This window comes from Thioclava sp. GXIMD4216 (assembly GCF_037949285.1).
Lineage (GTDB): Bacteria > Pseudomonadota > Alphaproteobacteria > Rhodobacterales > Rhodobacteraceae > Thioclava > Thioclava litoralis.
In genome coordinates, this window is sequence record NZ_CP149926.1 from 1,408,349 (window position 1) to 1,421,116 (window position 12,768).

The window sequence follows — 12,768 nt, forward strand, 5'->3', positions numbered from 1 at the left end:
GAATTCAGATTGGGGGCTTTTCCACGATCTTCAAATCAAAATCAAGCCTCTTTATCTTGATAAAATTAATATATTACAATGACTTGCAATTTAGGTATTTAAATACCCCATAAATTCCAAGGCTTTTGGTGGTCTTGGGCAGAATCCGTGGCGCAGAAAAGGGCCGGGCCATCAAAAAAGGCGCGGGGGGGGGGGCGCGCCTTGTTCTTTCAGCCGATCGCCGCGAGGCCGGGGAAAGTGTCCAGAAGCCAGTAGCTGAAATCGGTGAACTGTCCGGTCAGCATCATCAGCCCGACCGTCCATAGCAACAGGCCCGAGATTTTTTCGATCCGGCCCATGTGGCGCTTCATCCAGCGCATGACGCCTTGCAGGCTCGGGAAAAAGGCGGCCACCAGCAGGAAGGGAATGCCAAGGCCTATGGCATAGGCTGCCAGAAGTCCGACGCCGCGCCCGATATCATTGCCCGAGGCGGCAACGCTGAGGATGGCTCCGAGGATCGGGCCGAGGCAGGGGGTCCAGCCGAAGGCGAAGGCCAGCCCCAGCACATAGGCCCCCAAAGCCGATCCGCCGGTATCGCCGGTATTGAAGCGCGCCTCGCGGTCCATGAAGCCGATCCGGAAGATACCGATGAAATGGGCGCCGAAGATCATGATGATCACCGCAGCCGCCTTTGTGAGCCAGTCCTGATAGGGGCCAAGCGCGCGTCCGAGCGCCGAGGCGGAAATCCCCATCAGCAAGAACACAGTAGACAGCCCGAGCACGAAGAAGACCGCCGCCAGCACCACCTTGCCACGTGCTTTCGAGGTGCCGCCCTGCATGTCCGACACCGAGACCCCGCCCATGAAGGCCAGATAGGGGGGGACGATCGGCAATACGCAGGGGCTGAGGAAAGACAATATTCCGGCGAGCACCGCAATCAGCAGGGCAGGGAGGAAGGCGGCATCGAGGACAAGCTGTGCATCTAACATGGTTTGGCCATACTATAGAAATCGGCGCGGGTCACTTCCCGTTTTCGCGCGGTATGCGGCGCGGATGATGTTTTGTCCTCGCCTGTTCTCTTCCGAGTGGACAAGGGGGCCAAGCTTGCGCATTGTGCCGCCCATGAAAGACGATACCACATGGATAGATGCCAAGGGCTTGTTGTGCCCCTTGCCGGTTCTGCGCTTGCGCAAGGTGCTTGAAGGGTTGCCTTCGGGGGCGGTGGCGCTGTTGGAGGCGACTGATCGTGCCTCTTGGGTCGATGTGCCGCATTTCTGCGCACAGACCGGTCACGAGATGATCTCGGCGGAAGAGCGCGACGGGGTTCTGACCTATCTGGTGCGGCGCAAATAACCGCTCTCGCGCGGATATGATCTGTGGTTTGCCGAACCATATTGACTTATATCCTGGCTGGCATAAAGCGCGATTGCGGAGCTGTGACTCCGTCTATAGAGCGATTTTTCCGACATGATACCGCTTGTAATGACGTCGGGCGATCTTCTGGCAGATCGCCGCGCAGATTATGCCGAATCCTACCTGCCGTCCGATCCTGCCGCCGCCGCAGAGCTTTACCAGCAGGCGCTGGAACGGGCGCCCCGCTGGGCTGCAGGCTGGTTCCGTCTGGGGGAAATCCGCGCCGATGCGGGCCTTGATCTGGCCGAGGCCGCTTTCGAGAAGGTGCTGGAGCTGGATCCGGAAGACCGTCTTGGGGCAAGCCTCAGGCTGGATCTGCTGCATCCGCGTTCGCTTTCCGATGCCATGCCGACAGCCTTTGTCGAGGCATTGTTCGATCAATATGCCTCCGGCTTCGAGGAGTCGCTGCTGAGCAAGCTCGACTATCGCGCGCCCGCCCTTTTGGCCCGCGACCTGCAAGGCCAGTACGAGCGGGTGCTGGATCTGGGATGTGGCACAGGGCTGATGGGGCGTGAACTGGCTGCGAAAAGCGGCTGGCTCGAAGGCTGGGATATCTCCTCCGAAATGCTGCGCGAGGCCGGGGCCAAGGCCTGTTACCACGCGCTCGAAAAGCGCGACCTTTCCGCCCTTATGCCCGAAGAGAGCCGCTGGGATCTGATCACCGCCGCCGATGTCTTTGCCTATATCGGGGCGCTGGAACAGATTATCGGCTGGGTGTCGGCCGCGATTCGTCCGGGCGGGCGGTTTGCCTTTACGGTTGAGCTGCATGACGGCCCCGAGGCCTATATCCTGCGCCCGTCGCGCCGCTACGCACATTCGCGCCATCATCTGGCGGAGTTGCTGGATCTGGCAGGTTTCGAGGCGGCGATCACCACGGACTGGTTGCGGATGGATCGGGGGGCACCTATCGAAGGCCTGATCGTGCAGGCGCAGCGTCGTGCCGATACATCTCCGCAGCAGGAAACGGATATGCGCGCCCTATGTCTGTAACTGTGTCTCCGGATGCCCCGTCGCCGCGACCGAAAGTGGTGTAGGGTGCGCAACGACGCGGTGGCGCTGTTCTTGGCCGTTCAGGGCTCTGCTCGTTCGCCGGATCGGAGACTGGGCGATCCGGCCCCCGTGTGATAGGTTGCATGATACGGTTTGCAAATTCGCCCGGATTTTCCTAGCTGTCGGAAAAACACAAGAAAGGGCCATCATGTCCGTCTCCATGCTTTCTACCTTTATCAAGCCGATGCACCGCGAGGGGCGCAAATTCGTTGCGATCTTCGCGGCTGTGACTGTGGTCCTTTTCCTGATCTGCGAGCCTCTGGGCTGGATCGGGGTCGGGCTGACGGTCTGGTGCTACTATTTCTTCCGCGACCCCGAGCGTGTGACGCCGGTGCGCGACGGGCTGATGGTATCGCCCGCCGACGGGATCGTTTCTCTGCTGGAGCCGGCTGTGCCGCCGGTCGAGCTGGGGCTTGGTGATCTGCCGCTCACGCGGATTTCCGTCTTCATGAGCGTCTTCAACTGCCATGTGAACCGCTTGCCGCACGAGGGCAAGATTACCCGTATCGCCTATCACCCGGGCAAGTTCCTGAATGCCTCGCTCGACAAGGCGAGTTCGGAGAACGAGCGCAACGGCCTTGCGGTGCAGATGCCCGACGGTCGGTCTTACGGTGTGGTGCAGATCGCGGGGCTCGTGGCACGCCGTATCCTGTGTGAAGTCAAGGAAGGGCAGGCGCTGCTGACCGGCGAGCGCTTCGGCCTGATCCGGTTCGGGTCGCGCCTCGATATCTACCTGCCCGAAGGTGTCTCGCCGCAGGTTGTGATCGGTCAGACGATGATTGCGGGCGAAACCGTGCTAGCTGATCTGGCATCCGCAGAAGAGCCGCGTCTGGGCGGCCAGCGTTAAGGAGAGACTGATGGCCGAACGTGAAGACAGGTTGCCCTTCCTGCAGCTCATCCCCAATCTGGTGACGATTTCGGGGATGTGCCTCGGGCTGACCTCGATCCGGTTTACCATGACGGGCAAGTTCGAGACGGCCGTGATCCTGATCGTGCTTTCGGCCGTAATCGACGGAATGGATGGTCTGCTGGCACGCCGGCTGCGCGCCACGTCCGAATTCGGGGCCGAGCTCGACAGCCTGTCCGATTTCCTGTGCTTTGGCGTGGCGCCTGCGCTGCTGGTCTATCAATTCGCTCTGGGCGAGACCAATTCGCTGGGCTGGGTCTTCGTGCTGGCCTTCGCGGGGGCAGGGTGTCTGCGCCTTGCACGGTTCAATGTCATGCGCTCGGAGCCGGATTCCATGCGCCATTTCACCGGCGTACCTGCGCCGGCGGGGGCGGGGCTCTGCCTTATGCCGGTCTTTATTACGCTTTCCGGTATCGCGGATGCGCGTCAGGCCCCGATCATGGTGGCAATCTGGGTCGGCATCGTTGGCTTGTTGATGATCTCGCGGATCAAGACGATTTCTCCGAAGGCGATGCGCATCCCTAAAGGGCTGACGATCTTCCTCTTCATGGCGATGGTTGTGATGATGGGGATGATTTTCACACGCTTCTGGCTGCTGATGGTCATTTGCGGCTGTATTTATGTGGCGCTTCTGGTGCCGCCGATCTTCCGCGAAAAGGGACGTCTGTTCTAGAAGCGCCCTCTCCGTGCCCCATGCAAAAGACAGGCCCGCCATATATTGGCGGGCCTGTCGTGTTTTGGAGGGGCAGAAAGGGAAGGGAGCACGCCTGACTCGGCCTGGATTCGGCGGATTTCAGGCCTGTTCTTCGGAAAATGGTAGGGCTGGCGATGTCGGGCTAAAAAACGGGCATAAAACTGTTCGAAATATATACTTTAATTTCAGTTGGTTAGTTGATTTTTTTGGTTTTTGGTATGTTTTTGTGAAAAAAGGGGTTGCGGGTTGTGGGTGTTCTCCGTAAATACCGCTTCACCGCAGCGGCAGACGACGCAGCGGGGCGCTTGAGCCGCGGCAGACAGGATCGAAAGAGACGGTTTGGAGTGGTTGAGGCGGAAGGAAATTCGGAAGATTAGGTTGGCGGTTAGCACCTGAGGATTGGGTGCTGCTGGTAATTTTTGTCTTCGGCTCTTTGACATTGATGGTTTTACTGAAGAGATATGCGGGCGGTTTGGTCGATGATCGACTAAATGATCGTTTGCATATCGGCTCACTAGGGCGTCTAGCCCGATGATGTGAGTGTCAGCTTCACTGTTTGTCGGTTTCACGCAAGTGAGAACGGTAAGCAGAAAGCGTTTATCCAATTGGATAGACGATGTGCGAAGGTTCATGCGTCAAGGTTAGCGATGTAAATCGCTTTCAACTTGAGAGTTTGATCCTGGCTCAGAACGAACGCTGGCGGCAGGCCTAACACATGCAAGTCGAGCGAGATCTTCGGATCTAGCGGCGGACGGGTTAGTAACGCGTGGGAACGTACCCTTTGCTACGGAATAGTCCCGGGAAACTGGGTTTAATACCGTATGTGCCCTTCGGGGGAAAGATTTATCGGCAAAGGATCGGCCCGCGTTGGATTAGGTAGTTGGTGGGGTAATGGCCTACCAAGCCTACGATCCATAGCTGGTTTGAGAGGATGATCAGCAACACTGGGACTGAGACACGGCCCAGACTCCTACGGGAGGCAGCAGTGGGGAATCTTAGACAATGGGCGCAAGCCTGATCTAGCCATGCCGCGTGAGCGATGAAGGCCTTAGGGTTGTAAAGCTCTTTCAGCTGGGAAGATAATGACGGTACCAGCAGAAGAAGCCCCGGCTAACTCCGTGCCAGCAGCCGCGGTAATACGGAGGGGGCTAGCGTTGTTCGGAATTACTGGGCGTAAAGCGCACGTAGGCGGATTAGTAAGTTAGAGGTGAAATCCCAGGGCTCAACCTTGGAACTGCCTTTAATACTGCTAGTCTTGAGTTCGAGAGAGGTGAGTGGAATTCCGAGTGTAGAGGTGAAATTCGTAGATATTCGGAGGAACACCAGTGGCGAAGGCGGCTCACTGGCTCGATACTGACGCTGAGGTGCGAAAGTGTGGGGAGCAAACAGGATTAGATACCCTGGTAGTCCACACCGTAAACGATGAATGCCAGTCGTCGGCAAGCATGCTTGTCGGTGACACACCTAACGGATTAAGCATTCCGCCTGGGGAGTACGGTCGCAAGATTAAAACTCAAAGGAATTGACGGGGGCCCGCACAAGCGGTGGAGCATGTGGTTTAATTCGAAGCAACGCGCAGAACCTTACCAACCCTTGACATCCTGATCGCGGTTAGTGGAGACACTTTCCTTCAGTTCGGCTGGATCAGTGACAGGTGCTGCATGGCTGTCGTCAGCTCGTGTCGTGAGATGTTCGGTTAAGTCCGGCAACGAGCGCAACCCACGTCCTTAGTTGCCAGCAGTTCGGCTGGGCACTCTAGGGAAACTGCCGATGATAAGTCGGAGGAAGGTGTGGATGACGTCAAGTCCTCATGGCCCTTACGGGTTGGGCTACACACGTGCTACAATGGCGATGACAATGGGCTAATCCCAAAAAGTCGTCTCAGTTCGGATTGGGGTCTGCAACTCGACCCCATGAAGTCGGAATCGCTAGTAATCGCGTAACAGCATGACGCGGTGAATACGTTCCCGGGCCTTGTACACACCGCCCGTCACACCATGGGAGTTGGGTCTACCCGACGGCCGTGCGCCAACCAGCAATGGAGGCAGCGGACCACGGTAGGCTCAGCGACTGGGGTGAAGTCGTAACAAGGTAGCCGTAGGGGAACCTGCGGCTGGATCACCTCCTTTCTAAGGATGTTTCTAGTAGCTTGGCTTGCCTTGCTCGTGAAACACTTAGCATGAGGCTCAGTCAGAGCCTCAAACATATACGGCCAGGCCGTCCTCATATCTCTTCAGTAGTCGGAAAAATGCCAAGGGCTTCGGTCCAGGAATGGGTCGGTAGCTCAGGTGGTTAGAGCGCACGCCTGATAAGCGTGAGGTCGGAGGTTCAAGTCCTCCTCGACCCACCACTTTCCACAGTTTATGGGGCCTTAGCTCAGCTGGGAGAGCGCCTGATTTGCATTCAGGAGGTCAGGAGTTCGATCCTCCTAGGCTCCACCATAACTTCTGACAGTAAAACCAAAGATGACTAGATCCAATCAGATCAGCAAGACGTTCAAGTGATGAACGGTTTGCTCGTCCGATTGGACGGTTTGATATCGTATATAGAGATGAAATTAAACATCAGCATCGCGGGTCGCCCAAGTACGGGTGACAGCAGTTCGATCTGCAAGCAGCGATGTTGTTCAAGTCAAGTACACTAACCAATGTTGATGATCTTAGATCATCAGCGGGAATAGTATGCATGCTTTTGATACAGGAAGAAGTCTATCTTCTTCTGGATCAAATCAAGCGCGAGAAGGGCGTTTGGTGGATGCCTTGGCAGTAAGAGGCGATGAAGGACGTGATACTCTGCGATAAGCCATGGGGAGCTGAGAATAAGCTTTGATCCATGGATCTCCGAATGGGGAAACCCACCTGAATGTTTGTTGTAATTACCTTGGTAATTTACAACGGGCATAACCAGGGACTTATTACCTGAATACATAGGGTTTTAAGAGCGAACCCGGGGAACTGAAACATCTAAGTACCCGGAGGAAAGGAAATCAATATGATACTCCGCTAGTAGTGGCGAGCGAACGCGGACCAGCCGAGCCTTGAGAGTGAGTAGAATGGTCTGGAATGTCCAGCAATATGGGTGATAGCCCCGTATACGAAGCTCAACGGGACGTATTAAGTAGGGCGGGACACGTGAAATCCTGTCTGAAGATCGGAGGACCACCTTCGAAGGCTAAGTACTCCTTACTGACCGATAGCGAACCAGTACCGTGAGGGAAAGGTGAAAAGCACCCCGACGAGGGGAGTGAAACAGTTTCTGAAACCGGACGCCTACAAGCAGTCGGAGGAGCCTCGAGCTCTGACGGCGTACCTTTTGTATAATGGGTCAACGACTTGGTCTTACGAGCAAGCTTAAGCCGATAGGTGTAGGCGCAGCGAAAGCGAGTCTTAAAAGGGCGACGAGTTCGTGGGATCAGACCCGAAACCGAGTGATCTAGCCATGTGCAGGATGAAGGTTGGGTAACACCAACTGGAGGTCCGAACCGACACCCGTTGAAAAGGGTCCGGATGACGTGTGGCTAGGGGTGAAAGGCCAATCAAACTCGGAGATAGCTGGTTCTCCGCGAAAGCTATTTAGGTAGCGCGTCGATTGTATTCTCCCGGGGGTAGAGCACTGCATGGATGATGGGGGCCCACAGCCTTACTGAGTCTAAGCAAACTCCGAATACCGGGAAGAACTGATCGGCAGACACACGGCGGGTGCTAACGTCCGTCGTGGAGAGGGAAACAACCCTGACCAACAGCTAAGGCCCCCAATTCGTGGCTAAGTGGGAAAGCATGTGGGACTTCCAAAACAACCAGGAGGTTGGCTTAGAAGCAGCCATCCTTTAAAGATAGCGTAACAGCTCACTGGTCTAGTCAAGAGGTCCTGCGGCGAAGATGTAACGGGGCTCAAGCCACGAGCCGAAGCTTTGGATGCACTGTGAAGTGCGTGGTAGCGGAGCGTTCTGTGATATAGAACGCTGCCTCCTTAGTATCCTCGGATACATTGGAGGCAATGTTCTGACTGTGAAGCCGGGCTGTAAGGCATCCGGTGGAGTGATCAGAAGTGAGAATGTTGACATGAGTAGCGACAAACAGGGTGAGAGACCCTGTCGCCGAAAGTCCAAGGGTTCCTGCTTAAAGCTAATCTGAGCAGGGTAAGCCGGCCCCTAAGGCGAGGCCGAAAGGCGTAGTCGATGGGAACCAGGTTAATATTCCTGGGCCGTGAGATGGTGACGGATCTGAACCGTTGTTCACACTTATCGGATTGTGTGGGCAGCCTACAGGTCCCTGGAAATAGCCTCTCTATAAGACCGTACCCGAAACCGACACAGGTGGACTGGTAGAGAATACCAAGGCGCTTGAGAGAACCACGTTTAAGGAACTCGGCAAAATGCCTCCGTAAGTTCGCGAGAAGGAGGCCCCATCGCTAGGCAACTGGTGGTGGGGGGCACAAACTAGGGGGTGGCGACTGTTTACTTAAAACACAGGGCTGTGCGAAGCCGTAAGGCGACGTATACAGTCTGACGCCTGCCCGGTGCCGGAAGGTTAAAAGGAGGGGTGCAAGCTCTGAATTGAAGCCCCGGTAAACGGCGGCCGTAACTATAACGGTCCTAAGGTAGCGAAATTCCTTGTCGGGTAAGTTCCGACCTGCACGAATGGCGTAACGATCTCCCCGCTGTCTCAAACGTGGACTCAGCGAAATTGAACTGTGTGTCAAGATGCACACTACCCGCGGTTAGACGGAAAGACCCCATGAACCTTTACTACAGCTTCACACTGGCATCAGGATTGTGATGTGCAGGATAGGTGGTAGCCTTTGAAACCAGAACGCCAGTTCCGGTGGAGGCATCCTTGAGATACCACCCTTCGCACTCTTGATGTCTAACCGCGGTCCGTTATCCGGATCCGGGACCCTGTGTGGCGGGTAGTTTGACTGGGGCGGTCGCCTCCCAAAGAGTAACGGAGGCGCGCGAAGGTGGGCTCAGACCGGTCGGAAATCGGTCGTTGAGTGCAATGGCAAAAGCCTGCCTGACTGCGAGACTGACAAGTCGAGCAGAGACGAAAGTCGGCCATAGTGATCCGGTGGTCCCAAGTGGGAGGGCCATCGCTCAACGGATAAAAGGTACTCTGGGGATAACAGGCTGATGGTGCCCAAGAGTCCATATCGACGGCACCGTTTGGCACCTCGATGTCGGCTCATCTCATCCTGGGGCTGGAGCAGGTCCCAAGGGTACGGCTGTTCGCCGTTTAAAGAGGTACGTGAGCTGGGTTTAGAACGTCGTGAGACAGTTCGGTCCCTATCTGCCGTGGGTGTAGGATACTTGAGAAGAGTTGCCCCTAGTACGAGAGGACCGGGGTGAACGGACCACTGGTGGACCAGTTATCGTGCCAACGGTAGTGCTGGGTAGCTATGTCCGGACAGGATAACCGCTGAAAGCATCTAAGCGGGAAGCCCCCTTCAAAACTAGGTATCCCTTGAGGGCCGTGGAAGACCACCACGTCGATAGGCTGGAGATGTAAGTGCAGCAATGCATTCAGTTGACCAGTACTAATTGCCCGATTGGCTTGATTTGATCCAGTAGTAGACAGACACTCCTACAGATCAAAATCATGCATACAACTTGACTTGCACGCTCTTTATTCGGTTTGGTGGTCATAGCGCTGGCTATACACCCGGTCCCATTCCGAACCCGGCCGTTAAGGGCCAACACGCCAATGGTACTGCGTCTCAAGACGTGGGAGAGTAGGTCACCGCCAAACCTAATAAAGAGCGTCATTCATCTCTATAACGATAACACCCCCCCAAATCAGACACAAAATAACGCGGGATGGAGCAGCCCGGTAGCTCGTCAGGCTCATAACCTGAAGGTCGTAGGTTCAAATCCTACTCCCGCAACCAGCTTTAGCGAACGAGAGTTCGATACATAGCCCGCCTCTTCGGCGGGCTTTGCTTTTTAAGCATCTCCAACAGCTTGCCCTCTATCTCGAGTGTGGCCCCAAGGGCCGCGTCGTGGCGGATCGTGATCCCCTCGATCAGTTCACCAAGGATCTCGGAGGCGCGGTGGCGGGCGTTCCGGCGGTCAGTCTCGGGATTTTTCTTGTAGCGCAACCGGTTCCAGACCCGTTGCCCGATGTAGAGTTCGTTGTTCAGGATGCCGGTGCCCTTGCCAGCGTTTCCGTAGATCGTGTTGACCTTCCAGCCGCCGCCGCGCGGCGCGGGAACACCTTCTTCGTTCAGTTGGTGCGCAATCGCCCGTGGGCTGGTACCGTCGGCGAATGCCTGGAAAATTCGGCGGATGATTAATGCCTGATCTTCGTCGATCACCAACTCTCCGACCTTGCGCAGGCCGGTAAGGGGATCGACGGGGATGACGTAGCCGAAGCTCAATCCGCCTGCGGATTTACCATCTTTAATGGCGCCGACTTGGCCGCGGTGCGTCAGATTCGGGTTGCTCAGGAGCGTGGCTCTCAGGCGCAGGAAGAGTTTGATCATTGGAAATGGCTTTCGGGAAAAGGGGTAGGGCGCGCCGGTAGGGACAAGCAGCAAGCGGAGCATGGTGGCTCTGGCCATATCGCGATCAGCCTGAATGCGGGCACGAACGTGCAGTAGGCGCTCCGCGGGTTGACCCGATAAGCGGCCGAGGACGGGGGAGCAGGTCTTGCGGAAGCTGTCGAAGGACGGATTGTCGAGAGCGACCATGATCGTTCTTTTGCCAATGAAGCGGGTCGGACGATCGAGCCCGAAGCGTGTGTAATCTTCGGGCTGGAGGGCATGCACTTCGTAGCCCGAATTTGCTTTGCGGGGCGAACTCGTGCCGTATGCGAGAAGGGCGAACTGTTTGCCTGCCCATTCTTCGACTTCGATGACCAGACATGGTCGCGGCTTCGGCTGTTCGCCATCGGTAGCTTTCCGGATCGGGAAGCGGAAAGTTACGATGTCGCCGGGCGAAATGTGGTCCTGCCAGGCAGACGTCATTCACCGGCACCGCTTCGAGAGCATCCAGCACGCGACCCGCGTCATCGGCGACTGGATCAGCTTTTATAACAACCGCCGCCCTCATCAGGCCCTTGCAATGCGCACGCCTGTCGAGGCATTCAGATCAGCGGCTTAATCTGAGCAGATTCAGCTGGGTCAATACAGACGTGCCAATAGGAAATGCAAAAATAATCGTGCTCGGGCCTTCTGCTCAACAGCTTAGAACTAGGTACTGAAGAATATCATCACGTTAGATTTCATTTTTCCGATCGAAATTGGCAGCCAGTGTCGGATTATCCCACCTAAAATAGCAATGAGATTGCATACTTATAGTATTCCCAATGTTTTGGTATTGCTTGGAGTTGTTCGTCTTTTGCTACACATATCATCACTGATATGACTTTAGCGCTTGGCCGAGAGCATGTTCACAATCGGCCCTTTTGTATGTACCGGCTGCTGTTCGCAAATGATTTCTGGCATGATCTCGGAAGTCGCTCATATGTATCCGGCCTGTTGATCGACACGCGGGTCGTGGCCTTTTTGGGGTTACGCACGCGCCGTGATCTAATTAGCGGAAAGGTCCTCAAGGACCGTTAGGGCCGTCAGATTCTGGGGGCGTAATTGTTCCGTTCCATGCTTTCGATCTGTCGCGAACTCCTTTGGGTCGCCCCGGCTAAATACCGGCAGTGACCTCGTCTCTCGGTGCGTCAAACGCGGTTCTGTGTCTGAGGATACTCCAGGCCATGCGCGCCAGTTTGTTGGCCAGCGCCACGGCCAGCTTGTTTCTGTTCATCCTCTCCGATGCGCGGATCAACCAATCGCCAAAGCTGAAGTCAGGCCATCGATTGGCACGCATCAGAATGACCTTGGCGGCCTGAACGAAGAGCATCCTCAGGTATCGACTGCCACGTTTGGAAATGCGGCCGAGCACCGTTCGGCCACCCGTGCTGTATTGTCTGGGAACCAAGCCGACCCATGCCGCAAAATCCCGTCCGCGCCCGAATGCCTCTCCCGTGCCAATCGCGGCAACCATCGCCGTCGAAATCATCGGTCCGATACCAGGAATGGTCATGACGTTGACGCAGTTCTCCTCGGTGCGGCTGATCTGCTCGATCTCTTTTGAGACCGCGTCGATCCGGTCATCCAGCCAGAGCCAGTCGCCGTATAGACCGATCAGGATGGCCCGCATGCGCGGCGATATCTCGTCTTTGCGTTCCTCGAGGATGGCCTCGAAGGAGTTCTTCAAAGCCCGAAGCCCTTTGCGCACCGTGATGCCTTGCTCGATCAGGAAGGCGCGGATCTGGTTGATAGTCGCGGTCCGGCGCGACACCAGACGCGAGCGCACCCGGTGAAGGGCCTGCAGGTCGAGCTGGTCCTGGCTCTTCTCCGGCACGATTGGTAAGTTCGGGCGCAGCGCCGCTTCCGCGATGGCCTCGGCATCATTGTAGTCGTTCTTCTGCCCCTTGACGAAAGGCTTCACATAAATCGCGGGGATGATGCGCGGCTCGAAACCAAGCTGGCGTAGGGTCCGACTGACGAAATGAGCACTCAGGCAAGCCTCCATGCCGACGATGCATCGCGGCAGCTTCTCGAATGTCGTGACGAGTGCCAATCGCTTGATCTGCTTACGCAACACCAACTGACCATCTCGGTCAAACCCGACGAGGTGGAACGTGTCCTTGCCAATGTCGACTCCGATGGACATCAGCTGATCGAACGTCTTCTTATCCATGCTACTTCTCCAACTTACAGACATAGGCTCAGC

General features: G+C 56.2%; 7 protein-coding genes, 3 tRNA genes and 3 rRNA genes. 10 read left to right on the forward strand and 3 right to left on the reverse strand.

Features of this window, described 5'->3' with window-relative positions; all coding sequences use genetic code 11:
• Positions 1-209: 209 nt before the first annotated feature.
• Complete coding sequence (locus tag WDB88_RS07030) at positions 210-968, reverse strand: cytochrome c biogenesis protein CcdA (protein WP_339106976.1); 759 nt, start codon at positions 966-968, stop codon at positions 210-212.
• Positions 969-1,101: 133 nt separating this feature from the next.
• On the opposite strand from WDB88_RS07030, the gene WDB88_RS07035 reads away from it, so the two are divergent.
• The 10 genes from WDB88_RS07035 to WDB88_RS07080 all read left to right on the forward strand — a co-directional run bounded on the left by WDB88_RS07035 (position 1,102) and on the right by WDB88_RS07080 (position 9,926).
• Positions 1,102-1,332: a sulfurtransferase TusA family protein gene (locus WDB88_RS07035; protein WP_339106977.1), complete on the forward strand. Its 231-nt coding sequence runs from the start codon at positions 1,102-1,104 to the stop codon at positions 1,330-1,332.
• Positions 1,333-1,446: 114 nt separating this feature from the next.
• The gene (locus WDB88_RS07040; protein WP_339106978.1) at positions 1,447-2,382 is read left to right on the forward strand and encodes a methyltransferase domain-containing protein; all 936 of its coding nucleotides are present in this window, start codon (positions 1,447-1,449) and stop codon (positions 2,380-2,382) included.
• 208 nt (positions 2,383-2,590) lie between these two features.
• Entirely contained in the window at positions 2,591-3,289 is a 699-nt protein-coding gene (locus tag WDB88_RS07045) for a phosphatidylserine decarboxylase (RefSeq protein ID WP_339106979.1), read from the forward strand.
• A gap of 10 nt (positions 3,290-3,299) precedes the next feature.
• The gene (pssA, locus tag WDB88_RS07050) at positions 3,300-4,022 is read left to right on the forward strand and encodes a CDP-diacylglycerol--serine O-phosphatidyltransferase (RefSeq protein ID WP_339106980.1); all 723 of its coding nucleotides are present in this window, start codon (positions 3,300-3,302) and stop codon (positions 4,020-4,022) included.
• Positions 4,023-4,704: 682 nt separating this feature from the next.
• Positions 4,705-6,172 (forward strand): 16S ribosomal RNA (locus tag WDB88_RS07055).
• Between the two features lie 144 nt (positions 6,173-6,316).
• Positions 6,317-6,393 (forward strand) — tRNA-Ile (locus WDB88_RS07060).
• A 15-nt stretch (positions 6,394-6,408) separates the two neighbouring features.
• Positions 6,409-6,484, forward strand: a tRNA-Ala gene (locus WDB88_RS07065).
• A 285-nt stretch (positions 6,485-6,769) separates the two neighbouring features.
• Positions 6,770-9,600: ribosomal RNA gene (locus tag WDB88_RS07070) — 23S ribosomal RNA — on the forward strand.
• Positions 9,601-9,672: 72 nt separating this feature from the next.
• A 5S ribosomal RNA gene (rrf, locus tag WDB88_RS07075) occupies positions 9,673-9,787 on the forward strand.
• The 16S, 23S and 5S rRNA genes sit together here with 3 tRNA genes alongside, the layout of an rRNA operon.
• A 62-nt stretch (positions 9,788-9,849) precedes the next feature.
• Positions 9,850-9,926, forward strand: a tRNA-Met gene (locus WDB88_RS07080).
• Between the two features lie 3 nt (positions 9,927-9,929).
• Here the strand turns inward: WDB88_RS07080 and WDB88_RS07085 are convergent.
• A complete protein-coding gene (locus WDB88_RS07085; protein ID WP_339106981.1) occupies positions 9,930-11,003 on the reverse strand; it encodes a recombinase family protein in 1,074 nt (357 codons plus the stop codon).
• Between the two features lie 673 nt (positions 11,004-11,676).
• Complete coding sequence (locus WDB88_RS07090) at positions 11,677-12,735, reverse strand: IS110 family transposase (protein ID WP_339106982.1); 1,059 nt, start codon at positions 12,733-12,735, stop codon at positions 11,677-11,679.
• Positions 12,736-12,768 lie beyond the last annotated feature (33 nt).